Origin of the sequence: Nocardia cyriacigeorgica (assembly GCF_010868145.1) — a bacterium.
Taxonomy (GTDB): domain Bacteria; phylum Actinomycetota; class Actinomycetes; order Mycobacteriales; family Mycobacteriaceae; genus Nocardia; species Nocardia cyriacigeorgica_D.
Window position 1 is genome coordinate 19,059 of the sequence record NZ_JAAGUY010000036.1, and the last position, 24,605, is coordinate 43,663.

Annotated in this window: 21 protein-coding genes and 1 tRNA gene; 11 read left to right on the forward strand and 11 right to left on the reverse strand. The window is 67.1% G+C overall.

Annotated features, from left to right (window positions below; genetic code table 11):
• The first annotated feature begins 54 nt into the window (after positions 1-54).
• From GV792_RS26585 to cydC, 4 genes are all read left to right on the forward strand, one after another.
• Positions 55-1,557 carry a cytochrome ubiquinol oxidase subunit I gene (locus tag GV792_RS26585; RefSeq protein WP_163827644.1) on the forward strand — a complete coding sequence of 501 codons (1,503 nt, stop codon included), beginning with the start codon at positions 55-57 and terminating at the stop codon, positions 1,555-1,557.
• A 9-nt stretch (positions 1,558-1,566) separates the two neighbouring features.
• Positions 1,567-2,598 (forward strand): cytochrome d ubiquinol oxidase subunit II, encoded by a 1,032-nt coding sequence (gene cydB, locus GV792_RS26590; protein WP_163827646.1) that lies wholly within the window; start codon positions 1,567-1,569, stop codon positions 2,596-2,598.
• Between the two features lie 3 nt (positions 2,599-2,601).
• Positions 2,602-4,446, forward strand: a complete 1,845-nt coding sequence (locus GV792_RS26595) for an ABC transporter ATP-binding protein/permease (protein ID WP_163827648.1) — start codon at positions 2,602-2,604, stop codon at positions 4,444-4,446.
• 435 nt (positions 4,447-4,881) lie between these two features.
• The gene (gene cydC, locus GV792_RS26600; RefSeq protein WP_163827686.1) at positions 4,882-6,690 is read left to right on the forward strand and encodes a thiol reductant ABC exporter subunit CydC; all 1,809 of its coding nucleotides are present in this window, start codon (positions 4,882-4,884) and stop codon (positions 6,688-6,690) included.
• Positions 6,691-6,978: 288 nt separating this feature from the next.
• Here the strand turns inward: cydC and GV792_RS26605 are convergent, their stop codons facing one another.
• The 6 genes from GV792_RS26605 to GV792_RS26630 all read right to left on the reverse strand — a co-directional run bounded on the left by GV792_RS26605 (position 6,979) and on the right by GV792_RS26630 (position 11,164).
• Entirely contained in the window at positions 6,979-7,686 is a 708-nt protein-coding gene (locus GV792_RS26605; RefSeq protein WP_163827650.1) for an FABP family protein, read from the reverse strand.
• A 288-nt stretch (positions 7,687-7,974) separates the two neighbouring features.
• Complete coding sequence (locus GV792_RS26610; protein ID WP_163827652.1) at positions 7,975-8,280, reverse strand: DUF1416 domain-containing protein; 306 nt, start codon at positions 8,278-8,280, stop codon at positions 7,975-7,977.
• Positions 8,281-8,285: 5 nt separating this feature from the next.
• Positions 8,286-9,119, reverse strand: a complete 834-nt coding sequence (locus GV792_RS26615) for a sulfurtransferase (protein ID WP_163827654.1) — start codon at positions 9,117-9,119, stop codon at positions 8,286-8,288.
• A 30-nt stretch (positions 9,120-9,149) separates the two neighbouring features.
• Positions 9,150-9,638, reverse strand: a complete 489-nt coding sequence (locus GV792_RS26620; RefSeq protein WP_163827656.1) for a DUF4395 domain-containing protein — start codon at positions 9,636-9,638, stop codon at positions 9,150-9,152.
• 291 nt (positions 9,639-9,929) lie between these two features.
• Positions 9,930-10,364 carry a thioredoxin family protein gene (locus tag GV792_RS26625; RefSeq protein WP_163827658.1) on the reverse strand — a complete coding sequence of 145 codons (435 nt, stop codon included), beginning with the start codon at positions 10,362-10,364 and terminating at the stop codon, positions 9,930-9,932.
• Positions 10,361-11,164: an LmeA family phospholipid-binding protein gene (locus tag GV792_RS26630; protein WP_163827661.1), complete on the reverse strand. Its 804-nt coding sequence runs from the start codon at positions 11,162-11,164 to the stop codon at positions 10,361-10,363. The genes GV792_RS26625 and GV792_RS26630 overlap by 4 nt, the downstream gene beginning before the upstream one ends.
• Before the next feature lie 148 nt (positions 11,165-11,312).
• On the opposite strand from GV792_RS26630, the gene GV792_RS26635 reads away from it, so the two are divergent.
• From GV792_RS26635 to pstB, 6 genes are all read left to right on the forward strand, one after another.
• The gene (locus GV792_RS26635; RefSeq protein WP_163827663.1) at positions 11,313-12,077 is read left to right on the forward strand and encodes a winged helix-turn-helix transcriptional regulator; all 765 of its coding nucleotides are present in this window, start codon (positions 11,313-11,315) and stop codon (positions 12,075-12,077) included.
• 116 nt (positions 12,078-12,193) lie between these two features.
• A complete protein-coding gene (gene mshD / locus GV792_RS26640; RefSeq protein WP_163827665.1) occupies positions 12,194-13,111 on the forward strand; it encodes a mycothiol synthase in 918 nt (305 codons plus the stop codon).
• 288 nt (positions 13,112-13,399) lie between these two features.
• On the forward strand, positions 13,400-14,509 hold the full coding sequence (gene pstS / locus GV792_RS26645) for a phosphate ABC transporter substrate-binding protein PstS (protein ID WP_163827667.1): 1,110 nt from the start codon (positions 13,400-13,402) through the stop codon (positions 14,507-14,509).
• A 91-nt stretch (positions 14,510-14,600) separates the two neighbouring features.
• The gene (gene pstC / locus GV792_RS26650) at positions 14,601-15,575 is read left to right on the forward strand and encodes a phosphate ABC transporter permease subunit PstC (protein WP_256673888.1); all 975 of its coding nucleotides are present in this window, start codon (positions 14,601-14,603) and stop codon (positions 15,573-15,575) included.
• The gene (gene pstA, locus GV792_RS26655) at positions 15,575-16,480 is read left to right on the forward strand and encodes a phosphate ABC transporter permease PstA (RefSeq protein ID WP_163827671.1); all 906 of its coding nucleotides are present in this window, start codon (positions 15,575-15,577) and stop codon (positions 16,478-16,480) included. Before pstC ends, pstA begins: the two co-directional genes overlap by 1 nt.
• Before the next feature lie 19 nt (positions 16,481-16,499).
• On the forward strand, positions 16,500-17,276 hold the full coding sequence (pstB, locus tag GV792_RS26660) for a phosphate ABC transporter ATP-binding protein PstB (RefSeq protein WP_163827673.1): 777 nt from the start codon (positions 16,500-16,502) through the stop codon (positions 17,274-17,276).
• Positions 17,277-17,457: 181 nt separating this feature from the next.
• On the opposite strand, the gene phoU is transcribed toward pstB, so the two are convergent.
• The 3 genes from phoU to dusB all read right to left on the reverse strand — a co-directional run bounded on the left by phoU (position 17,458) and on the right by dusB (position 22,059).
• On the reverse strand, positions 17,458-18,120 hold the full coding sequence (gene phoU / locus GV792_RS26665) for a phosphate signaling complex protein PhoU (protein WP_163827675.1): 663 nt from the start codon (positions 18,118-18,120) through the stop codon (positions 17,458-17,460).
• A gap of 66 nt (positions 18,121-18,186) precedes the next feature.
• Positions 18,187-20,679 (reverse strand): LCP family protein, encoded by a 2,493-nt coding sequence (locus GV792_RS26670; RefSeq protein WP_309138648.1) that lies wholly within the window; start codon positions 20,677-20,679, stop codon positions 18,187-18,189.
• 234 nt (positions 20,680-20,913) lie between these two features.
• Positions 20,914-22,059 (reverse strand): tRNA dihydrouridine synthase DusB, encoded by a 1,146-nt coding sequence (dusB, locus tag GV792_RS26675; protein ID WP_163827690.1) that lies wholly within the window; start codon positions 22,057-22,059, stop codon positions 20,914-20,916.
• A gap of 203 nt (positions 22,060-22,262) precedes the next feature.
• Here dusB and GV792_RS26680 point away from each other — a divergent pair, with 203 nt between their 5' ends.
• Complete coding sequence (locus GV792_RS26680; protein ID WP_163827678.1) at positions 22,263-22,877, forward strand: hypothetical protein; 615 nt, start codon at positions 22,263-22,265, stop codon at positions 22,875-22,877.
• Positions 22,878-22,971: 94 nt separating this feature from the next.
• Here GV792_RS26680 and GV792_RS26685 read toward each other — a convergent pair whose 3' ends face one another.
• Complete coding sequence (locus GV792_RS26685) at positions 22,972-23,943, reverse strand: acyl-ACP desaturase (RefSeq protein WP_163827680.1); 972 nt, start codon at positions 23,941-23,943, stop codon at positions 22,972-22,974.
• Positions 23,944-24,388: 445 nt separating this feature from the next.
• Positions 24,389-24,461: transfer RNA gene (locus GV792_RS26690), tRNA-Lys, on the reverse strand.
• Positions 24,462-24,605: the final 144 nt, after the last annotated feature.

Genomic DNA, 24,605 nt, shown 5'->3' on the forward strand with positions numbered 1-24,605 from the left:
TTACCTGCCGCGTAATCTTTACTACGACACGTCGTAGATCGCCAGGAGGTCGATGTGAGTGCCTTGGACGTCTCGCGGTGGCAGTTCGGCATCACGACCGTCTACCACTTCCTGTTCGTGCCGCTCACCATCGGCCTAGCGCCGATCATCGCGGGCATGCAGACCGCATGGGTGATCACCGGCAAGGAGCATTGGTACCGGCTCACCAAGTTCTTCGGGAAGCTGTTCCTGATCAACTTCGCCCTCGGCGTCGCCACCGGCATCGTGCAGGAATTCCAGTTCGGCATGAACTGGAGCGAGTACTCCCGCTTCGTCGGTGACGTCTTCGGCGCTCCGCTGGCGCTGGAGGGTCTTGTCGCCTTCTTCATGGAGTCCACCTTCATCGGACTCTGGATCTTCGGCTGGTCCCGGCTACCGAAACTGTTGCATCTGGCCACCATCTGGATGGTCGCCATCGGCGTCAACGCCTCGGCGTACTTCATCATCGCCGCCAATTCGTTCATGCAACATCCGGTCGGTGCCCGCTACAACCCGGAGACCGGGCGCGCGGAACTGACCAGCATCGTCGAACTGCTCACCAACAACACCGCGCTCGCGGCATTCCCACATGTCGTCGCGGGCTCGTTCCTCACCGCGGCCACCTTCGTCGCAGGTGTCTGTGGCTGGTGGATGGTGCGCAACGCACGCAGCGGTGACGAGCGGAAGCTCGCCGATGCCAGAACCATGTGGCGGCCGGCAGCTCGGGTATCACTGCTGGTGATCGTGCTGTCCGGGGTCGCGCTGATCTACACCGGCGACGTCCAGGGCAAGCTGATGTTCGAGCAGCAGCCGATGAAGATGGCGTCGGCGGAATCGTTGTGCCACACCGCGACCGACCCCGACTTCTCGGTGCTCACGGTCGGCACGCACAACAACTGCGACAGCGTCACCCACGTCATCGAGGTGCCGTATGTGCTGCCGTGGCTGGCCGAGGGCAAGTTCACCGGCGTCACCCTCGAAGGTGTCGGCGATCTACAGGAGTCGTACAACGAGAAGTACGGCCCCGGCGACTATCGGCCCAACCTGTTCGTCACCTATTGGTCCTTCCGCGCCATGATCGGCCTGGCAGGCGGTTCCGCGCTGCTGGTCTTCGCCGGTCTCTGGGTGACCCGGCGTGGGCGGGTACCGGACCAGCGCTGGTTCTCCTGGCTGAGCCTGCTCGCCATCCCCACCCCGTTCCTGGCCAACAGCGCAGGCTGGGTGTTCACCGAGATGGGGCGCCAGCCGTGGGTCGTGGTACCCAACCCGACCGGTGACCCGAACCTGCGGCTACTGGTGCAGGACGGCGTATCGAACCATTCCGCGACGACGGTCTGGGTCTCGCTGATCACCTTCACCATCCTGTACGGCTTGCTCGCGGTGGTGTGGTTCTACCTGCAACGTCGCTACATCATCGAGGGCCCGGACAAACCCGCCACGCCAGTGCCCACCAAGGGCGGCCCGGACGATACCGGCGGACCTGGTGGCACACCGCGCACCGAAGAACCTGCCGTCGAACAGCTTTCGTTCGCCTACTAGGAGCCGACGATGGATCTGCAAGAATTCTGGTTCGTTCTGATCGGCGTCCTGTTCACCGGCTACTTCGTGCTGGAGGGCTTCGACTTCGGTGTCGGCATGCTGATGCCGGTGCTCGGTCGTGGTTCCGATACCCGCAGGCGTGTCGTGCTCAACACCATCGGCCCGGTGTGGGATGGCAACGAGGTCTGGCTGATCACCGCCGGTGGCGCCATGTTCGCGGCGTTCCCGGAGTGGTACGCCAGCCTGTTCTCCGGGTTCTATTTCCCGCTGCTGTTGCTGCTGGTCGCGTTGATCCTGCGGATCTGCGCCATCGAATACCGCGGCAAGATCGACGATCCGGTCTGGCGGGCACGCTGCGACCTCGGCATCGGCATCGGATCCTGGATTCCGGCGCTGGCCTGGGGTTGGGTGTTCGCCAATATCGTCCGCGGCGTTCCGCTGGACGCCGACCACCAGATGACCGGCTCGTTCCTCGAGCTGCTCAGCCCGTACGCACTGCTCGGCGCACTCACGACCGGCCTGCTGTTCGCACTGCACGGCGCGGTGTTCCTGAGCCTGAAGACCGGGGGCGAGGTGCGTGACGACGCGGTGCGCATAGTCCGGTTGCTGCTGGCGCCGACCGCGCTGGTCGTCGGCGGATTCGGACTGTGGACGCAGCTCACCTACGGCGCCGACTGGACCTGGATCCCGCTCGGTCTCGCGGTGTTCGGCCTGGTCGTGGCCGCCGCGGCGTCGTTCGCCCATCGCGACGGCTGGGCGTTCACCGGCACCGCTCTCGTGGTGGCCGCCGCGTCGGCGCTGTTGTTCGGGTCGCTGTTCCCGGACGTGCTGCCCTCGACGATCGACGCCGCGTTCAGCCTGAACGTCGACAACGCCTCGTCCACGCCGTACACGCTGAAGGTGATGAGCTGGGCGGCGCTCATCGTGACGCCGGTCGTGCTCATCTACCAGGGCTGGACCTACTGGGTGTTCCGCAAGCGGATTACCGTTGACCACATCCCGCCCGGTATCGGTCTGTCTCCCCAACCCGTCGAGGAGTAGGTCATGGCCCGCCGTCCGCCCATCGACCCGCGCCTGTGGCGGTACGCGCGTTCGGCGCGGCGCTATCTGGCACTGAGCGTCGGGCTTTCGGTCCTGACGACGATCGCCATCGTGGTCGCCGCGGTGATGATCGGGCGGGTACTGGCAGGTGTGATCACCGATCCCGGTGCGCGCGAGATCAGTGCGTGGAGTGTCGAGTTGATCGTCCTCGGGCTGGCGGTCGGCTGCCGGGTGGCGGCGATCTGGGCGCAAGCCAGAGTGGCCCATCGTGCGGGTGCGTCGGTGGTCGCCGAGCTCGAGCAGTCGGTGCTGGAGGCCGGGGCGCAGTTGCCGCCGCGGGAACTGGAGTCGCGCAGAACCGAATTGGCGGTGATCGTCGGTACTGGATTGTCCGGATTGCGTGGCTATCTGGTCGGGTATCTGCCCGCGTTGATACTCGCGGTCCTGGTGCCGCCGGTGGTGCTGGTGGCCATCGCGGTGCACGATCTGACCTCCGGAATCATCGTGGTGATCACGCTGCCGCTGATCCCGATCTTCATGATCCTCATCGGCCTGCTCACCGAAGGCCGCGCACGCGCCACCCTGGATGCCACCACGCGGCTGTCGGACCAGCTGCTCGATCTGTTCGCGGGCATGCCGACATTGCGCGCGCTCGGAAGGGAGACCGGCGCGGACGGATCGTCGAGGGTCGCGGCCACCGCTGCCACTCGGCCATCTGCGCACGGCGGCGACAGTTCTGCGACTGCCGCCGGGACCACGGCCGACCCCGGATCGGCGGACCGCCCGAGCAACCCCCGCACCATGGCAGGCCGGGTCCAGGAACTCGGCGACGCGCTCCGCCACCGCACCATGTCTGCGCTGCGCATCGCCTTCCTGTCCTCGATGGTGCTGGAGATGCTGGCGACGCTGTCGGTCGCGCTGATCGCCGTTTCGATCGGTCTGCGGCTGGTGTTCGGCGAAATGAGCCTGTACGCGGGCGTCGTCGCGCTGGTGTTGGCGCCGGAGGTGTATCTGCCGCTGCGCACCGTTGGCGAGCGGTTCCACGCCGCGCAGGACGGCATGGCTGCGGCGGACAAGGCGTTCGCGGTGCTGGATCCGCCGAAAGCGGTTGCGACGGGTGCGCACTCCGGCGGCGTCGAAGCAACCGGCGGGCGCATCGAGCTGCATGACCTCGCCGTCCGCGCGCGAGATGGGATGGCACCCGACGGGTTGTCGGCGGTGCTGCGCCCGGGAGCGATCTCGGTGCTCACCGGCCCCAACGGGTGCGGCAAGTCGACGGTGCTGCAGGCCGTCCTCGGGCTGATCGCGCCGGACCGTGGCATGGTCGTCGTCGACGGAATCACTGTCTCCGAACTAGATTCGGCGCGGTGGTGGTCTCGCGTGGCGTGGCTGCCGCAGCGTCCAGTGCTGGTGCCCGGCACTCTGCGGGAGAACCTGGAACTGCTCGGCGCGCGCATCACCGAACCTGCGCCAACAGCGCAATCCGCGCCAGGACTGCACGAACTCGAGGCTGCCTGCGCGGCAACCGGTTTCGACGCGGTGCTGGACGAACTCCCCGACCGCTGGGACACCCGAGTCGGCGCAGGTGGCGCGGGTCTGTCGTTGGGGCAGCGCCAACGTATGGCGCTGACTCGCGTTCTGGCCGCGGATCGCCCCATCCTGCTGCTCGACGAGCCCACCGCTCACCTCGACGCCGAGAGCGAGGCCACCGTCCTGGCCGCCCTCACCGCCCGCGCTCGCGCCGGAGCGACTGTTGTCATCGTTGCCCACCGTGCACCCCTGCTCGCCATCGCCGATACCGTGATCGAGGTACCCGCCTCCACTCACGCAGCGGAGGTGTTGTCGTGACTGTGTCACCCCGAAGCTCATGGCCGGCGGATGTGGTGCCGAGCAGCCGTCCGCCGGTGGCCACATGGCCTGCCTGCTCGTGGTCGAGGCGGGCGAATGGCTGCGGTTCGCCCGCTCCCGCTCCCCGGACCCGCGCATCGTCGGCACGGTGGTCCGGCTGGGGCTCTCATGGCTCAGGTCCCGTCGGAGCGGTCTCGTCGGTTCGGGCATTGTCGCCGGCCGACGTTGGCCCGAGCGATGCGGCCGAGACATCAGCGGCGGCCCGCATCTGCGGGTACGTGCTTGTGGGCCGAGGCAGACTTCTCGGGCCGGATCTCAGCGGTATTCGGAGAATGAGTGGCGTCGCATGGGTGACTGTGCTCGCGCCGCACCGACTTTCGGTGGAGCGAGTCGAGGAGCGGTGTCGTGGGTGAGTTCGTGCACGACCTGCGTGGCATGTGGTCGATGCTGCGGCTGTCGCCGTGGCGGGTGGCTGTGGCCGTCGGATGGGGTGTGCTCGCGCTGGGCAGCGGACTGGCGCTGGCCGCGTTGGCGGCGTGGTTGATCGCACGGGCCTGGCAGATGCCGCCGGTGCTGGATCTGACCGTCGCGGTCGTCGCGGTGCGGGCGCTCGGTATCTCGCGCGGGCTGTGCCGGTACCTGGAGCGGCTGGCCACCCATGATGTGGCGCTGCGGGCGATGACGACGGCGCGGACGGCGACGTATCGCGCACTGGCCCGATCGGACATCTGGATTCCGCGGCGCGGCTCGTCGCCCTCGGCGGGAGCTGCCGCAGCCCGTCGCGTCGGCACGCGGGGTGCGCACGTCTCGGCCGCACAGCCCACCGCGACCGATGTGTGGTCGGGTCAGCATGAGCCCACCGACCCGACTCGGCGGCCCGGTGAGCAGGAAAGCACGGTTTCGAGCGCTCATCTGCGCCGCGGCGATCTGCTCGTCCGGATCGGCAGCGATATCGATGATCTCGGCGCCGTAGTGGTGCGGTCGTTCGTGCCGATCGCGGTGGCGGCGGTCCTGTCCCTGGCCGCTATGGTGCTGCTCGCGCTCATCTCGGTCGCTGCCGCCGCGATTCTGGCTGTGGCGCTGTTCATCTCGGGCGTCCTCGCGCCCTGGCTGTCGGCGCGCGCGGCGGCGGCCGCGGAACGGGCGGTGCGCGCCGACCGGGCCGAATTCACCGCCCAGGCGCTCACCGTCCTCGACCATGCCGCCGAACTGCGTGTCGCGGGCCGCCTCGACGATGCGCTGTCCGCCGCTTCGGCCGCAAGCAAGCGCGCCGTCGCCGCCGAGGACGCCGCCGCCTCCCGCAGCGCCTGGTCGGCGGCCGCGACCCCGCTGTCGATTGGTGCGAGCGTGCTCGGCGCCCTGCTCATCGGCATAACCCTCTACGGGCCGAATGGCGGTGACCCCGGCGCCATGACCCCGATGGCCCTGACCATTCTGGTCCTGCTGCCCTTGTCGGCCTTCGAGGCCGTCGGCGCCCTCCCCGCCGCCGCCCAAACTCTCACCACGGCCCGCGCGGCGTTGCACCGGCTCGAGGCAGCCGATGCACCCGAGAGAGATCGATCCGGCAGCGGATCGGACGCTGCGAGCGCGGGTACGGCGCCACCGCCCGGCGCTGTGCGCGATCCACTCATCGCGTATCCGGCCCGCCCCGACGCGCGGCGCGTGGCGATCGTCGGCCCCAGTGGCGCGGGCAAGACCACCCTGCTCATGGCCTGGGCGGGCCTATTCGACACCCCGGTCCCCGAGGTGACCTTCTTCGCCGAGGACGCCCACCTCTTCGGCACCAGCGTCCTGGAGAATCTGCGGGTCGCGCGCGGCGATCTCACGCCCGAGGAAGGCGAGCGGGCACTGCGGGCGGTTGGCGCGGGACCCTGGCTCGACTCCCTGCCGGACGGCGTCCACACCGATCTGGTCGGCGGCGCGGCGGCGGTCTCCGGCGGTCAGCGGCGTCGGATCCTGCTCGCGCGGGCGCTCATCTCACCGGCTCGCGTCCTGCTGCTCGACGAACCGACCGAGCACCTGGAGGCGGAAGCGGGCAAGGAGCTGCTGCGGGCGCTGCTCGATGAGCACAGCGGACTTGTCGAACCCGAACGCACAGTGGTCGTCGTCACACACCAGCTTCCTGCGGACCACCGCGCGGAGCTCGTCCTGCACGTCGATGCGTCGGGCCAGGTCAGCGGGGTTGCGGACGGCCGCGAAACGACCCGCTCCGCCGCACGCGAAATTCCGTTGCCGACCTCCTGACGCGTGGCTAGATTCGTCAGTACACAAGGAAGGAGGTGGTCTGAAGAATGTTTGACTCTTGGACGCGTGAGGTGACTGCCAGCTAAGGCGTCACCGCTGTACGGATTCCGTTCGGCGAGGGCGCTGATGTGAATCCCAGGCAGTCACCCGACCCCCGAGTCCCCGATCTTGTCCGATCGGGACCGATGTGCCCAGCACACCGGAACGGCTCGGGGGTCGCTCCATATCTGGGCAAGATGCAGAAAAGCGCGGCACCCCACTCGGGACACCGCGCTCGACCGAAGCAGCTCAGCCGATATAACGCTGCAACCGCGCCGACAGCCGTGGAGCCAGCGGGCCGTCGGCTACGACACGCTCCTCGACGTAGGCCAGATCTCCGCCCTCGACGATCCCGTACAGCCGCTTGGCGCCGCCGACGACCACACCGGACTGGCTGCGGATCACCACATCGGTGGCCAGCTCCCAGGACGACTGGGTCAGCGCCTCGCCGTAGAACAGCTCGACGATGCCGGAGCTGTGCGTGAGCAGCAGTTCGATGACCTCGTCGTCGGCATCGGTGCCGACTCGCCAGAACCCGGTTTCGCGCAGATCGGGGCCGCCGTAGCTGCCATCGGATTCGATGACCCAGGAGCGGGAATCCCAGGCCAGGAAGTCTCCGCCGTCGTGGGAGACGATGATCTGCTGCCCGAACCGGTAATCGCCACGCTCGGGATCGTTGCCTTCGCCCTCACCGCGCCAGACGCCGACCATCGGCAGCAGTGCGAGCATGGCAGAACTCAGGTCCGGCCCGAGCCGCAGATTCGCGGTGTCCTCGGGCAGCGGAAGGTCCGGCAGCACCGGAATATTGCGGGCACCGGTCGATTTCGCCCGCTCGACGGCGTCGGCCACGGCCTGATCGCCGCTACGCCGCTCCGGCCGTTCGACCGGGGCGTTGCCGTTCATGTTCTCACTCGCTCGCTCGGCCGGATCGGAACCTTCGCTCGCGAGATCACTCATGATTCGGTGAACAGCCGGTAGAAGACGTACAGGCCGAACCATCCGATGAGGATGGACACGGCCACCAGCAGAATCTCGAAGAAGAGGACCACATCTGGAGTCTAGCTATTGCGGTACGGCGGCACGCAAACGCCCCCGCGGCCACGGATATCGGCATCGGCGGCCACGAATACGGGCCACACCGGTCACGCGTATCAACCACTGCGGCCGATTGCACGGCCCACCGTGGCAACGCGAAGGCCCCGCACCCTCCGGATGGGAGGCTACGGGGCCTTGAAGCGGTGTGGACTACTTCGCGACCGCGACGTCCACGCTGTGGATGCCCGCGCCCTCGGGGCGGACCTCGGCCGAGCCGTTGCCCGCCGAGCTCAGCGCACGCACGGTCCACGCGCCCGGCGCGGCGAAGAACCGGAAGTCACCGGTCCCCGACGCCACGACCTCGGCGGTGAAATCACCGTTGCCGTCGAGCAAACGCACGAAGGCGCCGCCCACCGGCTGGCCGTCGGTGCTCAGGACACGGCCGGTGATGACCGTTTCCTTCTCCACGTCGACCCCCGCGGGGATGGCCTGACCCTGGGTAGGTGCTGCACACATATTGATTACGCTCCCAACTCGATCGGTGCGCCGACGAGCGAACCGTATTCGGTCCAGCTGCCGTCGTAGTTCTTGACGTTCTGGTGGCCGAGCAGCTCCTGCAGCACGAACCAGGTGTGCGAGGAACGCTCACCGATGCGGCAGTAGGCGATGGTGTCCTTGGAGCCGTCCAGGCCGGCCTCGGCGTAGATCGCGGTGAGCTCGTCGTCGGACTTGAAGGTGCCGTCCTCGTTCGCGGCCTTGCTCCACGGCACGTTGATGGCGCCGGGGATGTGGCCGGGACGCTGGCTCTGCTCCTGCGGCAGGTGCGCGGGAGCCAGGATCTTGCCGGTGAACTCGTCAGGGGACCGGACGTCGACCAGGTTCTTGGCGCCGATGGCCGCGATGACCTCGTCGCGGAACGCGCGGATCGACACGTCCGGGGCGGACGCCTTGTACTGGGTGGCCGGGCGGCTGACCGCTTCGGTGGACAGCGGGCGGCCGTCGAGCTCCCACTTCTTACGGCCACCGTCGAGCAGCTTGACGTTGTTGTGGCCGTACAGCTTGAAGTACCAGTAGGCGTATGCGGCGAACCAGTTGTTGTTGCCGCCGTAGAGCACGACTTCGTCGTCGTTGGCGATACCGCGCGCCGAGAGCAGATCGGAGAACTGCTCCTGGTTCACGAAATCACGACGAACCTGATCCTGCAGGTCCTTCTTCCAGTCGAGCCGGACGGCGCCCTCGATGTGACCGCCGTCGTAGGCGGAGGTGTCCTCGTCGACCTCGACGAAGACCACGCCGGGGGCGTTGAGGTTCTCTTCGGCCCAGTCAACGGAGACCAGGACATCGGAGCGGGCCATGTTGTTCCTTTCGGTGGTGACTTGCAGGGGTCAGTTCGGTGCCGGGGTCCGGCGGAAACGGGCTACCAGCGGATAGATCCGGCAACCAAGGCAGATCCCGAACGCCGCGTTCAGGAACGCGGCGAACAGAGCGAAGCCGGCGAAGATCGCGCCGACGACGGGGGCGCCGAGCACGAAGCCCAGCAGGCTCACGGCCGCGAAGGCCAGGCCGAGTAGTTGGGCGAACCGCAGCGGTGCCTCGGGTTCGGTCTCGGTGACCGGGCCCGAGCGCGGGGCGATGAGGTTCGCGTAGATGCGGCCGTACGGGTGACGTTTCGGCCCGTTGACGGCGCCGAGCCCGAAGACGACCGCCTGTACCGCGATGAGCACGGCGGCGATCACGGGGGAGACGGCGGCGGCGATCAGGACCAGGACCAGGACGGCCGTGGTGATCCAGGCGACGAAGCGCGGTCCGCGCACGTCGACGTAACCGGCCGGGATCGACCTGGTTCCGGAAGTTTCGATGGAATCGGTAGACATCGGAGGTACTCCTGCGCTCGAGGTGCTGTTCGGCGGGAAATTTGCCAATTCGCCGGGGGATCAAAGGATCTCTCGCGCGGCGAACGCTGGTCGGCGTCAGGAAATCTGAGCGGGCCGACCGATCAGCGGCACAGGCAGCAACAACCACCGAGCCGACACAGATCAACTGTGCGGCGTCGGGTGAGCATCAGCTCGCGGTGGGATTGCACGGAAGGCAGTTTACCCAATTCCCGGGGAGAATTGGACCCCGGGTTGATCGAGAAGCTGTCCGGCCAGGTCCACGGCCGGTTTTCAGACGGTCAGCGGCGTCAGCGCACTGCGCAGATCGCCGACTTGCGGGACACCGGAGATGCGGAAGCGCTCACGGCCTTCGGCATCGAAGACGAACGTGGTCGGCAGCGACATCACATTGAGCGCCTTGGCCAGGGTGGGGTCGGCGTCGATATCGACCTCGATATCGCGCGGCGGCTGCGGCGAATCGGCCAAATCCTCGGTCACACCGGCGACTACGCGACGCACGGCCGTGCACGGGCCGCACCATTCGGCGGAGAAATGCAGCACGGCGGGACCGGATCCGGTGACGCCTGCGGCGGCGAGCAGTTCGGCACGCTCGCCGGTGCCGCTGTCGAGGATGGCCGGGCGGACGGTGCCTTCACGGGTGCGTAGATACAGTCCGACGGCGACACCGGCCAGCAGCATCACCACCAGAATTGTGATTTCGATCATTGTCGCCGCAATCTGTCGAGGTCGATCGTCACGTTCTCACCCCTGCCCTCGACGACGATCTGGCCGCCGAGCGCGAAGACCTCGGTGGGCCGGATGCCGAACGGAAGTTCCTTCGTATCGATGGTACGGGTGAATCGGGCCAGCACGGCAGGAGCGTCGGCCTCGGGGACGACGACGCTGGAGGTGTCGTCGGGGCCGCGGTAGAAGCCGGTGGCGATGACGCGGATCTGATCGCCGTCCAACAGCAGATCGGCCTGCACGCTGACGCGCTCGCCTGCGACCTGCGCGCCGAACTGGCCGGTCGGCGCCTTGGGCAGGGTTCCGGTCAGCACCAGGGCGCCCGCGGTGGTCATCCCGGTGCCGCCCGAGCCGCCGGTGCCGTCGGATTTGTCTGCCGGACGGGAATGAACCTGCAGGTCGGGGATGCCGAACAACCTGCCGAGCTCGATCGGCTCCACCCGCATCCGCACGTCGACCCGGTCCACCGGCACGCTGCGGACTCGGCCGTCGACCAGATCGCCGAGCGGCAACTGCATCCCGGCCAGTGTGGCCTCGACCGCGATCTCACCCGGAATGTCCGGACGCATGCTGCGTGCGGTGATCTGGATGTTGTCGTAGCGGCCGTTGAACGCCTGACGCAGGAACGGGAAACCGTGGAAGGTCACCTCTGGGTCGGCGCTCAGATCGGCGCCTTCGCGCAGGGACCGGGAGACGCGGTACTCCGAATACGCGGCGGCGCCGAAATCGATGACCACCGCCAGTCCCGCGAGACACAGCAGCCCGATAATCAGCTTGCGCATGTGATGAACAGTAACTGGGCCGCTCACCCGGATGACAAGCTCATCGGCTCATACGCGCTAATCTTGCATCCGATCACCTGTGACCAGCGACGTGGCACGCGGCGACGATGCCGGGCTTTCGCGTAGCTACGAAATGGGAGGAGTGCTTGTGGAGCTGCTCCTGCTCACATCCGACCCCAATCCGGAATCGGTGCTGCCCTCGCTCGCGCTGCTCGCGCATACCGTGCGGCCCGCGCCGACGGAGGTGGCCTCGCTGCTCGAGGCCGGGACCGCGGACGTCGCCCTGGTGGACGCGCGCACCGACCTCGCCGCCGCCCGCGGACTGTGCCGCCTGCTCGGCAGTACCGGATCGTCGGTGCCGGTGGTGGCGGTGCTCACCGAGGGCGGTTTGGTGGCCGTCAATGCCGATTGGGGCCTGGACGACATCCTGCTGCCCGGTACCGGCCCGGCCGAATTGGATGCGCGCCTGCGGCTGCTTGTCGGCCGCAATGGCGGTGTCGCCAGTCCGGAGGCCACCGGCAAGATCACTCTCGGCGAGCTGGTGATCGACGAGGGGACCTATACCGCGCGGTTGCGTGGTCGTCCGCTCGACCTCACCTATAAGGAATTCGAGCTGCTGAAGTACCTGGCCCAGCACGCCGGCCGGGTGTTCACCCGTGCCCAGTTGCTGCAGGAGGTGTGGGGCTACGACTTCTTCGGTGGCACCCGCACCGTCGACGTTCATGTGCGGCGGCTGCGCGCCAAGCTCGGCAGCGAATACGAATCGCTGATCGGCACCGTCCGCAATGTCGGTTACAAGGCCGTGCGTCCGGCGCGTTCCAATGCCAAGGGTGAGCCGCCGAGCTTCCCCGAGGAGGAGTCCGACGGTTCCGATGGCACGCCACTCGCCCCGATCAATGGCACCGCTCAGTAACGGCACGTTAAATAGCGGGCCGCTCACCAGCGGTGGGAAATGTCCGGATTGCCGTTAAATTGGCGGGCAGCACGACCCCGGCGTCATCGGCGACACAGTGGATGGGTGGTATGCGAATGAGCGACATGACGTTGCGCTGGAGTGATGAGCTCGACGCCGGCATCGCCGAACAGGTGCGGGCGACGCTGGATCGCGCGGTGGAAACCGACGGTGTGGCAGCCATCTCCGAACAGGCCGTGCTGTCGCTGCGGGAGGCCGATGCGGCCCGTCACCTGGTGGGTCTGCGCGAGGGTGCGGTGATCGGCTACGCGAATCTCGTGTCCGCGCACGGTGATCATCCGGCGATGGCGGAGGTCGTGGTCGATCCCGCCGTCCGCGGCAATGGATACGGCGCCGAGTTGGTCGCCGAAGCGCTCGCCGCGGGAGGTGCGGGAGCGCGGGTCTGGGCGCACGGGAATCTGCCCGCTGCGCGAGCGGTGTCGGCGCGGCTGGGGCTGACGATCGCGCGGGAGCTGTGGCAGATGCGCCGCGATCTGGCTACCGAAGAGCTACCCGAATTGGCGGTGCCGGAAGGCGTTCAGCTGCGCACCTACGCGGGCGCGGACGATGACGCCGAGCTGTTGCGGGTCAACAACGCCGCCTTCGCCTGGCATCCGGAACAGGGTGGCTGGACCGATCGCGATATCGCGGTGCGCCATGACGAGCCGTGGTTCGACCCGAAGGGCCTGTTCCTCGCGGTCGATCCCGCCGATCCTGATCGGCTGCTGGGATTTCACTGGACCAAGGTTCACGCCGAACTCGATCCGCCGCTGGGGGAGGTCTATGTGGTCGGGATCGATCCGGCGGCGCAGGGCCGTGGGCTCGGCGGGCTGCTCACCCTTGCGGGGCTGCACTATCTGCGTGATCGCGGGCTCGGTGCGGTGCTGTTGTATACCGAGGCCGACAACGAGTCCGCGGTACGCACATACACCCGGCTCGGCTTCACCGTCGCTCATGTGGACGCCGCCTATACAGCCGCCGGGCACGCGAGCTGAGAATCCGGCGAACCGGACACAAACATCTCATCCAACTGAACGGCAATCGGACGATCAGGGGAGCTCGAGTAAATGTGGGGCAAATGTCACAGCGGTAGGCGCGGTTATCGCCAGGCTGTTCACCTTCCGTTCACCCAGCCTGGTCCAACTGTCCACCGGGCGAATCTAGGTTACTTGTGGGCAGCATGCGCTGCCTGGTGCGCAAGTTCCCCGCGAACCGCACCACATCACCCGCCCGGGCCGGTGAGGGGCCGGGCGTGTAGTACGACGCAAACATGCGGAGGAATTGTGAAGTTCAAGCGCAGCAGCGCACTCGTCGGTGTGCTGGCCGCCGGTGCAATGACGCTCGCCGGTTGTGGCAGCGATGACAATGCCTCGACCACGGGCACCGAGGCGAACACCAACGTCGCCTGCGGCGGCAAGGATGCGCTGAAGGCCAGTGGCGCGTCCTCGCAGAAGAACGCCATGGAGATCTTCACCACGGCGTACGAGACGAACTGCGATGGCCAGACCCTCAACTACACCTCGAGTGGTTCCGGCGCGGGCGTCAGCGAGTTCCTCGGCGGCCAGACCGATTTCGGCGGCTCCGACTCGCCGCTGAGCGCCAAGAAGGACGAGCCCGCCAAGGCTGAACAGCGCTGCGCCTCGCCTGCCTGGAACCTGCCGACCGTTTTCGGTCCCATCGCCATCACCTACAACATCGACGGCGTCACCGACCTCGTACTGGACGGCCCGACCGCCGCCAAGGTCTTCAACGGCACCATCAAGACCTGGGACGCCCCCGAGATCAAGGCGCTGAACCCGAACGCCGCGCTGCCCGCCGAGCCCATCGCCGTGGTCTTCCGCAGCGACGACTCCGGCACCACCGACAACTTCCAGCTCTACCTCGACGCTGCCTCCGACGGCGCCTGGGGTAAGGGCGCGGGCAAGGTCTTCGCCGGCGGTGTCGGCGAGGGCGCCAAGGGCAATGAGGGCACCTCGGCCGCGGTGAAGGGCACCAAGAACTCCATCACATACAACGAGTGGGCGTTCGCCAAGGCGCAGGATCTGTCCATCGCGCAGGTCATCACCTCGGCGAGCCCGGAGCCGGTCACCCTGTCGGTCGAGTCGGCCGGTAAGGCCATCGACGGCGTGAAGATCAAGGGTGAGGGCAACGACCTGGCCCTCGACACTTCCTCGTTCTACAAGCCGAGCCAGGCCGGCGCCTACCCGATCGTGATGGCGACCTACGAGATCGTGTGCTCCAAGTACGCCAACGCCGATACGGCCACCGCCGTCAAGGCGTTCCTGACCTCGGCCGTCACCAACGGTCAGCAAGGTTTGGAGGGCGCCGGATACATCCCGATCCCGGACCAGTTCAAGACCCGGCTGACCGCCGCGATCAACGCCATCTCCTGATCGTCAGCCAGCCATGACCGTGCACCCTGAGGTGGCCCCCGCCGGTTCGTCGAAGTCGACGAGCCGGCAGGCGGCTGGAGATACTGCGCCTATGTCGAGCGAACCCAAGCCCGAGACACCTTCTGTCAAGGGACGACAACCCCACAGCCAGCGGGCCGAAACGATCTTCCGGTCGCTGGCCACGGCAGCAGGCGCGACGATCGTCGGCGCCATCGCGCTGATTGCGCTGTTCCTATTGATTCGCGCGGTTCCCTCGGTCATGGCCAACGAGGCCAACTTCTTCACCAGCACCGAGTTCTCCACCACCGATGCCGACCATCTGCGGTTCGGTATTCGGGACCTTTTCATGGTCACGGTGCTGAGCTCGATCTTCGCGCTGGTGGTCGCGGTGCCGATCGGCGTCGGCATCGCGCTGTTCCTGACCCACTACGCGCCGAGCCGCATGGCCAAGCCGTTCGCGATGCTGATCGATCTGCTCGCCGCGGTGCCCTCGATCGTCTTCGGCCTGTGGGGCTTCCTGGTGCTGGCTCCTCAGATCGAACCGGTACAGCGTTTCCTCAACGAGAAGCTCGGCTGGTTCTTCTTGTTCGCCGACGGCAACGTCTCCGTCTCCGGTGGCGGCACGATCTTCACCGCCGGCGTGATTCTCGCGGTGATGATCCTGCCGATCATCACCTCGGTCTCGCGGGAAGTGTTCGCGCTGACCCCGGTCTCGCATATCGAGGCCGCCCAGGCGCTCGGCGCGACGAAATGGGAAGTCGTGCGGATGACGGTGCTGCCCTACGGCCGCAGCGGTGTCATCGCCGGATCCATGCTCGGCCTCGGTCGCGCGCTCGGTGAGACCATCGCGGTGCTCATCGTGCTGCGCACCGCCGCGCAGGCCGGCAGCTGGTCGCTGTTCGACGGCGGCTACACCTTCGCCTCGCGCATCGCCGCATCGGCCGCGGAGTTCAGCTCCGCGCTGCCCACCGGCGCCTACATCGCCGCGGGCTTCGTGCTGTTCGCCCTGACCTTCGTGGTCAACGCGCTGGCCCGGCTGGCGTCCGGCGGAAAGGTCAACCAGTGATGACTACCACGACGACGCTCGACAAACCGGTCAAGGCACCGACCTTCCGGCACGTGAGCACCGGCCGCCGGATCCGCAACAACATCGCCACCGGCCTGATCACGCTGTCCTTCGGCATCGCACTGATCCCGCTGGTGTGGGTGCTGTGGATGGTGATCAGCAAGGGCATCGAGGCGATCGTCGCCCCCGAATGGTGGACCAATTCACAGAAGGGCGTGCTGCCGAGCCAGACCGCGGGTGGCGTGTACCACGCGATCTACGGCACCATCGTCCAGTCGGCCGTCGCCGCGATCATCGCGGTGCCACTGGGCATCATGGCCGCGATCTACCTGGTCGAATACGGCCGGGGCCGGTTGGCCAAGGTCACCACGTTCATGGTCGACATCCTCGCCGGTGTCCCCTCGATTGTCGCGGCGCTGTTCATCTTCGCGCTGTGGATCGCGACCATGGGATTCCCGCAGAGCGCATTCGCGGTCTCGCTGGCCCTGGTGCTGCTGATGTTGCCTGTGGTGGTGCGCAGCACCGAGGAAATGCTCAAGCTCGTCCCCGACGAACTGCGTGAAGCCTCCTACGCGCTCGGCGTGCCGAAGTGGAAGACGATCCTGCGCATCGTCGTCCCGACCGCGCTGCCCGGCATGATCAGCGGCATCCTGCTCGCTCTCGCCCGCGTCATGGGTGAGACCGCGCCGGTACTGGTGCTGGTCGGCTACAGCAAGTCGATCAACTTCGATGTCTTCGACGGCAATATGGCCTCGCTGCCGCTACTGATCTACCAAGAGCTGGCGAACCCGGAACCGGCAGGCCGGCTGCGGGTGTGGGGCGCGGCGCTGACCCTGATCCTGATGATCGCGCTGCTGTACCTGGCCGCCGCCGCGGTCAACAAACTGCTTACGCGGAACCGATAGAAGCGAACGGATACCCACGATGGCCAAGCGGATCGATATCAAAGACCTGAACATCTACTACGGCAAATTCCACGCCGTGGCCGACGTATCCCTGACCGTGCTGCCCCGCAGCGTCACCGCCTTCATCGGGCCGTCGGGTTGCGGTAAGTCCACCGTCCTGCGGTCGCTCAACCGGATGCATGAGGTCACCCCGAGTGCCCGCGTCGAGGGCGCGGTCATGCTCGACGGTGAGGACATCTACGGTTCGCAGATCGACCCGGTCGGTGTGCGCCGCACCATCGGCATGGTCTTCCAGCGCCCGAACCCGTTCCCCACCATGTCGATTCGCGACAATGTGGTGGCCGGGCTGAAGCTGCAGGGTGTGCGCAACAAGAAGGAACTCGACGAGGTCGCCGAGCGCTCGCTGCGCGGGGCGAACCTGTGGAACGAGGTCAAGGACCGGCTCGACAAGCCGGGCGGTGGGCTGTCCGGTGGTCAGCAGCAGCGTCTGTGCATCGCGCGCGCCATCGCGGTCTCGCCGGATGTGCTGCTGATGGACGAGCCGTGTTCGGCGCTCGACCCGATTTCCACCCTGGCGATCGAGGACCTGATCACCGAGCTGAAGAAGGAATTCACCATCGTCATCGTCACCCACAACATGCAGCAGGCCGCACGCGTAAGTGACCAGACCGGTTTCTTCAACCTCGAGGCCCAGGGCAAGCCCGGCAAGCTGATCGAGATCGATGACACCGAGCGGATCTTCTCCAACCCGTCGCAGAAGCAGACCGAGGACTACATCTCCGGTCGCTTCGGGTAGCAGCTCGTCCGCCTCTCCGCGATTTTTGGCGGGACTCAGGTGCCACGGGAGCGGCGTTGGCGGCCGGCGGTAACGCTGGTGCTCGGGTTCGCCCGTTCCCGGTGAGTTACCAGGACCGCGCGAGATCAGTTGTAGCGGTGAGCGAAAAGGAGGGCCCGCGAATTGCGCGGGCCCTCCTTTTTTACGCTTCGGAGTCTTCGTCCGGCGGTAGGACGCCGGTGACCAGGAAGATCACCCGACGGCCGATTTCGACCGCATGGTCGGCGAAGCGCTCGTAGTAGCGGCCGAGCAGTGTGACATCCACCGCTGCCGCGACGCCGTATTTCCAGTCGCGGTCCATCAGTAGCGTGAACAGGTGGCGATGCAGATCGTCCATCGCGTCGTCTTGCTGGTTGAGCTGGGCCGCGCGCTCCGGATCGCGGGTCTCCAGGACCTCCTTGGCGCTTTCGCCCATGCTGACCGCGATCCGGCCCATCTCGGCGAAGTAGCCGTTGACCGACTCGGGCACCGCATGGTTCGGATGCCGCCTGCGGGTCACCTTGGCGACGTGCAGCGCAAGCGCACCCATCCGATTCACATCGTTGACCATCTGGATCGCCGCCACTACCTGCCGCAGATCGCCTGCGACCGGCGCTTGCAGTGCGAGCAGCGCGAACGTCCGTTCTTCGACGTCGGAGATCATCTCCGATATCCGGTCGTACTCGGTGATCACCTGTTCGGCCAACGTCAGGTCGGCCTGGAGCAGCGACTGGGTGGCCCGGTCCATAGCCGAACCCGCGAGACCGGCCATCTCGCCCAACAGCTGAGCGAGACCGGCCATTTGCTCGTTGTAGATGACACGCATGAAAACTGACACTAGTTCGCGGCGCTGTCCAAGTCACGAACAGCGGGTGAAATGCCGGGGCTGACGTCAGGAGCAGATGTCGTCGGCGGCGTTGATGTGTTCGAGATCATCCGGCAGCGCGGTCGGGGCCGCGCTTGCGGCGTCGGCGGGGACGTTGGTGATCGCCTGGCCGACGGCGGTCGGCTCATTGACAACACCCTGGTAATCGGAGCCGAGCACGACCTCGATGATGCCGCCCAACTGCTCCTCCTCCTCGGCAGGCGCGATGCTCGCGCCGGGGAGCGCACTGGCGACCGTGGCTGCCTCCGCCTCATAGCCGGCGGAGTACCGCACGATCGTGGTATCCGCCGTCCCACCGGTGTAGTTGCCGGTGTTGTAGATCGGGAAGCCCACATTGTTCAGCTTGTTGGCGGCGGTGGCGGCTTGGCCACTGATCCCAGAGCCGTTGGAGACCAGCAGCGATACGGTGCTCGGGTCCACGGCGACATAGGCGGGCGGCGCAGGTGCTGCGGGTGTATCCGCCGGGGTCGGCGCGGCCGCGCCCGGCTTCTCGCCCGGCAACGGGCGGTCGTCACGAATCGCTTTGAAAATGGCCTTGATGTCGGATTCCCGCGGGATCTCATTGCCGTAGGAATCGGTGCCCGCGGTCGGGATGGTCAGGAACGTGACCGCACCGGCATCCACATTCGCCAGTGATCGGCCGAGCGTCAGAAGATCTTCCGGCTTGACCTTGTCGACGAAGGTCGCCGCGGTGAAAGCCTTGATGAATCCGTTCAGCTTGCCCAGATCGAGCATCACCTTGGTGGACAGAGCGGTCCGCAACAAGGAGGCCAGGAACTTCTGCTGTCGGTTGATGCGGTCGTAGTCGCCGCGGATATCGCCGTAGACCTTACGGGCACGCACGTAGTTGAGCGCCGTCGCGCCGTTGATGACCTGCTTGCCGGGGTTTTCCAGCACCGTGCCGAGTTCGCCGTCGATGAGCGGTTCGGTCGTGCAGACCTGGACCCCACCCACCTCGTCGACCATGGCTTCGAAGCCGGCGAAATCAATGCCGATGAAGTGGTTGATGGTGCTACCGGTCAACCGCTGAATGGTCGTGACCAGGCAACGCGGTCCGCCGAGGGCATACACGGCATTCAGCTTGCCGCCCATCTCCGCAGGGTAGGTCTCCTCGGTGTAGTCGGCTTTCTCGTTGTCCCAACCCTCGCATTTCGGCCGACTGACATCCAGATCGCGAGGGAAGGACACAACGACCACGCGCTGGCGGTTCTTCGGAACGTGTACCAGCAGCACCGTGTCGGCGCGGGCGCCTTCGGCGTCCTCGATGGTTCCCGCGCCCAATTTCCCATTGGCGCCCGCGCGCGTATCGGTGCCGACGATGAGGTAGTTCTCATCGCCGAGTTGGGCGTTGCCGTCGATGACATCTTCTGAGTTGTCGCCGAGTGCCGAGACCTGGGTGAAGCTGTTGCCGAAGGCGCGCTCGTAGCTCCAGCCGCCGCCGGTGATCAGCAGCGCGACGGCGGCCGTTACGGCCAGTGCGGCCCGTCCGACCATGCGTGCACGGCGATGCTTGCGCAGCTTGCTCTCCGCCAGCCGGGTCCGCCGCGGCGCACCGACGGATTCGGGGGCGGCGGCGTTTTCGGTGGTCGGCCACGAACCGGTCTTGGCTCGTGCCCTGCCGGGACGTTTGGTGTCGTCGACCGGCGGAATGACGTCGGTGACGACCTCGGGAGGTTCCGCGGCGCCACGCCTGCTCGGCGCCTCGGTCGTGCCAGCGATGTCCTGGACCACCGGTGACGCGCCTGTTTTTCCGGCGCCGCGCGGTGGTGTGCTGCTCGATTGCCGACCGCGGCCAGGGGCGGGCTTCGGCGGCGCCGAATCCGATGCGACAGGTGTGGGCTGTCGGCGTTTCGGGTCCGGGCGAGTCGGGCCTGCCTCGGGCTCACCGACGCGCCGTGTGGATTCCGGCGGACGCCGGATCGCACCGGCCTCCCTCGCGCGGCGCGCTGCGTCGGCGGGAGGACGCGGCGTATCACCGGCCATGGGATCGACCGCTCGGCGCTGGGTCGTCTCACTGCGACGCTGTGCGGGCCGCATGCCCTCGTCCGACGGGGGCGGAGCCGCCTGCCGCTGATTCCCGGCGATGCGGCGCTGGGCCGGTGGCCGTTGATCGGGCTCGGGGGATGGCTGGGCAGGCCTGGCCTGCCTGGCGCCCGGTGCGGGTCGCTGGTCCGGCACGATCGGCTGTCGCGGGGCCGTGTCGGTCCGTCGCTGCGGGGTCTGCGGCTGGCGCTGGGGTGTGGAAAGCCCCTGAGGCTCGGGACCACGGCTCGGTGCGGGCTCGGCGGCCCGGCGCCTGCCGGTGCGCTCGTTGTCCACCCGGTTGACGAGATCCTGGACCGAGATCGACGCGGACTCGGTCTCCGGCGTGACGTCGGCATGGCGAGCTCTGCGGGGCGCATCGGCGCCGTCTCGTTCGGGGGAACCCGCCGCGGGATACCGCTCCCACGGGGCGCGACCTCCGGGCCGTGGCGAATGCCCGTGCCGATCGTCACCCACCAACGAACCTCGCTTTTCGTTCTGCCTCATTGCTCGGCCGGACTGTTGAATCCAGTCTTACCGCTGATCGGCCGGGTGCAGTGGTGTTGCCACCGCATCCGGCCGACCGAAGTGATTCCGCAATGATAACGATTCCGCCACGGTCGGCCACCTGACGCACGCTCGGGTCTACCGAAATGTCATATGCCGAAGCGAATGCTGGGTGGTTGCCCGGCCGCGGTCGCGACGCCGGATTCAGCCGCCGCTGTGCATCAGGTCGGCGCCTGCGGGGACAGCCGGATCGTCCGGGTCGTCCAGCCAGCCGTGCGGCAGGGCGACCTTGCCGGGCGAGCCCTGGCGGCCACGCGGGCCCTCGGCATCACGCGGGAACGGCGCGGTGGCGTCGAGCCGGCCGATGAGGTCCTCGAGCTGGCCGAGGCTCGACACGGTTGCGAACGACCGGCGCAGATCAGCCCCGACCGGGAACCCCATCAGGTACCAGGCCATGTGTTTGCGCAGGTCGCGCATGGCTTTGTCCTCGCCGTCGTGCTCCGACAGCAGTGCGCCGTGCCGGTACAGCACCTCGCCGACGCGGCCGAGGGTCGGCGGTTCGGGCAGCGGCTCGCCACGCAGCGCCGCCTGTAGTTCGGCGAACAACCAGGGCCTGCCGAGGCAGCCGCGCCCGACGACAACGCCGTCACAGCCGGTTTCGTCCATCATGCGGACGGCATCGTCGGCGGAGAAGATATCGCCATTGCCCAGGACCGGGATGGTGGTGACGGCCTGCTTGAGCCGAGCGATGGCCGACCAGTCGGCCTGCCCTGAGTAGCGTTGTGCGGCCGTGCGGGCGTGCAAAGCGACCGCCGCGGCGCCCTCGGCTTCCGCGATCCTGCCGGCGTCCAGGTAGGTCAGGTGGTCGTCGTCGATGCCGATGCGGAACTTCACCGTCACCGGGACGCCCGCCGGCTCGGCTCCGGCGACCATGTCGCGCACGATCCGGGCGAACAGCGCGCGCTTGTACGGCAGGGCCGCGCCGCCGCCGAGTCTGGTCACCTTGGGTACCGGGCAGCCGAGGTTGAGGTCGATGTGATCGGCCCAGCCCTCGCCGACGATGATGCGCACGGCCTCGCCGAGCGTGGCCGGGTCGACGCCGTAGAGCTGCATCGACCGCGGATGTTCGTCCTCGTCGAACGACATCATGTGCAGGGTTTTCTCATTGCGTTCCACCACCGCGCGGGCGGTGATCATCTCGCAGACATAGATCGAGGTCGGGCTGCCGAACTCGCGGCACAGTTTGCGGAACGCCAGATTCGTGATTCCGGCCATCGGCGCGAGCACCACCGCCGGATCGACCGGATACGGCCCGATCCGCAGCGCTGTGCTCAGCTCGCTCGTCGTCATCGTCACGCCCTCCAGTGTCTCATCCGCCCAGTACTGCTCAGTGAGACGATCGGCTCACACCCTGGGCGCCCGGCGCTCGCCCGGTCAAGTGATGTATGTGACCCTCGGTTCGAGGTACTTGTGACCAATTCGTTAGCCTCATGTGCGCAAGGCATCGCCGCCGGGGAGTTTGTGCGATGCGGTATGCGATCGAAAGAGGATCAATGACCGAGCACTCCGGAAGCGGCGCCACCGCGACCATCGACAAGGAAGCCGCACCGGCTCCGACGGCGCCGACACCTGAATTCCAACGACCTGGCACCGTCTCGGTGCAGGTCTCGACCATCGTTCGCGGCGCCGTCATCGGCGTTCTGGCGATCGCCGTCGTCGTGTTCGCCGCGCTGTGGTTCTTCGCACGCGGCGACGTCGCCGACCGCGATGCCCGCGCTTCGGCCGAGGCCCGCGCCGAACAGGTCGCCACCGAATACGCCGTTGGTGCGGCCACCGTCAACTACCAGGACATCAACGGCTGGGTCGGCAGCCTCAAAGCCGGCACCACCGATCAGCTCTCGGGGAAGATGGACTCGACGGCCCCGCTGCTGGAGAAGGTCCTGGTTCCGCTGAAGTGGACCTCCACCGCGTCGCCGATCACCGCGAAGGTGATGTCCGAGGACAACGGCATCTATCAGGTGAGTGTGTTCGTCAACGTGAACTCCACCAATGCTCAGACTCCCGATGGTGCGCAGACCACCGTCACCTACAGCGTGACGCTCGATGAGAACGCCGACTGGAAGATCACCGATGTGGGTGGGGTCGACGGTGCGCTACCGCTGAAGTAACTCGGGACCACAGCCGCTGATCACAACGAAGCGCCCCCGTCCGAATTTCGGGCGGCGGCGCTTCGTCGTCTGTGGGTCGGCGACGGTCGCCCGATCAGCTCGCCGCGGAACTCGCCAGTTCGCGTTCGCGCTTGGCGGCCTCGCGGGCCAGCATCTTGTCGCGCTGCTCTTCGAACTTGACGACGTCCTTGCCGAGCTTGTCCAGGAAGGTGGCCAGACGCTCGCGGGTCTCTTCGCCACGCGCGGTGAAGTCGGTGCGTTCGAAGATGTTCCACTTCTTCAGCACCGGCTGCACCACCTCTTCGAGGTGCTGGCGCAGGTCGTAGATGCCGTGCTTGGCCATAAGCACGCCGTTGCGGCGGAAGTTGGGCATACCGGCGCCGGGCATCTGGAAGTTCTCCAGGATCAGTGCGATCGCGTCGAGCGCCTGATCCGGCGCCAGATCGAGGGCCGCACCGCACATGTTGCGGTAGAAGATCATGTGCAGGTTCTCGTCGGCGGCCACGCGCTGCAGCATGCGGTCGGCGATCGGGTCGTCGCAGACCTTGCCGGTGTTGCGGTGCGAGACGCGGGTCGCGAGTTCCTGGAAGGTCACATAGGCGACCGAATGCAGGAAGCCGGCGTCGGCCTCGGCGGGGGAGGCGAACCCGTTGGTCATGTGGACCATGCGCGCCTCTTCGAGCGCGACGGGATCGACGCCACGGGTGACGACGAGGTAGTCGCGCATGACGATGCCGTGGCGGTTCTCCTCGGCGGTCCAGCGACCGACCCAGGTGCCCCACGCCCCGTCCTGGGAGAAGTTCTCCGCGATCTCGCGGTGGTACGAGGGCAGGTTGTCCTCGGTGAGGAGATTGGTGATCATCGCGGCCTTGGCGACCTCACTCAGTTTCGACTGCTCCGGATCCCAGTCGATACCACCGAGTGCGGCGAAATTGCGGCCGTCGTCCCACGGTACGTAGTCGTGCGGATGCCATTCCTTTGCCAGGGAAAGGTGCCGGTTGACGTTCTCTTCGGCAACCGGCTCCAACTCCGTCAGCAGCTCGAGTTGAGTCAGATCCCTTGCCATGTATCAAGCCCTTCATCTATGCGGTCTTGCGGGTCGCCCCCCTCAGGTTTGACCGTTGCCGATGCGGCCATACCTTACGGCACCGTAGGTGTGATGCGAAACGCATCCAGCCGTGGATTTGTCGGGGTGATGGACGTCATACGCCGTCGTTGGCGCTCGGCAACTACTGGCGAGTGTATGACTTCGCCCGGCAGCGAGGGGACTATCGCCATGGCCCGAATCGGTGTTAGCAGAACTGGTGATCTTGTGGGGTGTCACTCACTCCATGCGTGAGCAGTTTGCTGAGGTTGCCCCACGTGGCTCCCCATGCACCTGCTGCGTTGCCCCACGCGCCGGCCTCGACCTGCGATCGCCGAGCCGAGCAGGGTGAGGAAACCCGTGCCGTGTGTACGGATTCACCCCGTAAACGCCTCGGGCGCCCGATGGTGACCGGGCGCCCGCGCGGTGCCCCCACCAGGGCTCGAACCTGGGACCTGCGGATTAAAAGTCCGTAGCTCTACCAACTGAGCTATAGGGGCGCGGTTGGCAAGTGTAATGGCCTGGCGCGGTTTCTCGTAACCGGGGCGGGTGGTGAGTCGGCGCGGGGTGGCCGGGGTGGTCACGTGACGCGGCGTGGGTCGGGTCCGGCGGTGCGGGCGGTGGTGGGTGTCAGGGGTGTTGTC

Coding starts and splice junctions, on each gene's coding strand:
- GV792_RS26685 (WP_163827680.1), bottom strand. CDS start 23,943: ATGGCAAGGGATCTGACTCAACTCGAGCTGCTGACGGAGTTGGAGCCG.
- GV792_RS26615 (WP_163827654.1), bottom strand. CDS start 9,119: ATGGCCCGCTCCGATGTCCTGGTCTCCGTTGACTGGGCCGAAGAGAAC.
- pstA (WP_163827671.1), top strand. CDS start 15,575: ATGACTACCACGACGACGCTCGACAAACCGGTCAAGGCACCGACCTTC.
- GV792_RS26605 (WP_163827650.1), bottom strand. CDS start 7,686: ATGAGTGATCTCGCGAGCGAAGGTTCCGATCCGGCCGAGCGAGCGAGT.
- dusB (WP_163827690.1), bottom strand. CDS start 22,059: ATGACGACGAGCGAGCTGAGCACAGCGCTGCGGATCGGGCCGTATCCG.
- mshD (WP_163827665.1), top strand. CDS start 12,194: ATGAGCGACATGACGTTGCGCTGGAGTGATGAGCTCGACGCCGGCATC.
- phoU (WP_163827675.1), bottom strand. CDS start 18,120: ATGCGTGTCATCTACAACGAGCAAATGGCCGGTCTCGCTCAGCTGTTG.
- GV792_RS26625 (WP_163827658.1), bottom strand. CDS start 10,364: ATGATCGAAATCACAATTCTGGTGGTGATGCTGCTGGCCGGTGTCGCC.
- cydC (WP_163827686.1), top strand. CDS start 4,882: ATGTGGTCGATGCTGCGGCTGTCGCCGTGGCGGGTGGCTGTGGCCGTC.
- GV792_RS26620 (WP_163827656.1), bottom strand. CDS start 9,638: ATGTCTACCGATTCCATCGAAACTTCCGGAACCAGGTCGATCCCGGCC.
- pstC (WP_256673888.1), top strand. CDS start 14,601: ATGTCGAGCGAACCCAAGCCCGAGACACCTTCTGTCAAGGGACGACAA.
- GV792_RS26680 (WP_163827678.1), top strand. CDS start 22,263: ATGACCGAGCACTCCGGAAGCGGCGCCACCGCGACCATCGACAAGGAA.
- GV792_RS26610 (WP_163827652.1), bottom strand. CDS start 8,280: ATGTGTGCAGCACCTACCCAGGGTCAGGCCATCCCCGCGGGGGTCGAC.
- pstB (WP_163827673.1), top strand. CDS start 16,500: ATGGCCAAGCGGATCGATATCAAAGACCTGAACATCTACTACGGCAAA.
- GV792_RS26630 (WP_163827661.1), bottom strand. CDS start 11,164: ATGCGCAAGCTGATTATCGGGCTGCTGTGTCTCGCGGGACTGGCGGTG.
- GV792_RS26595 (WP_163827648.1), top strand. CDS start 2,602: ATGGCCCGCCGTCCGCCCATCGACCCGCGCCTGTGGCGGTACGCGCGT.
- cydB (WP_163827646.1), top strand. CDS start 1,567: ATGGATCTGCAAGAATTCTGGTTCGTTCTGATCGGCGTCCTGTTCACC.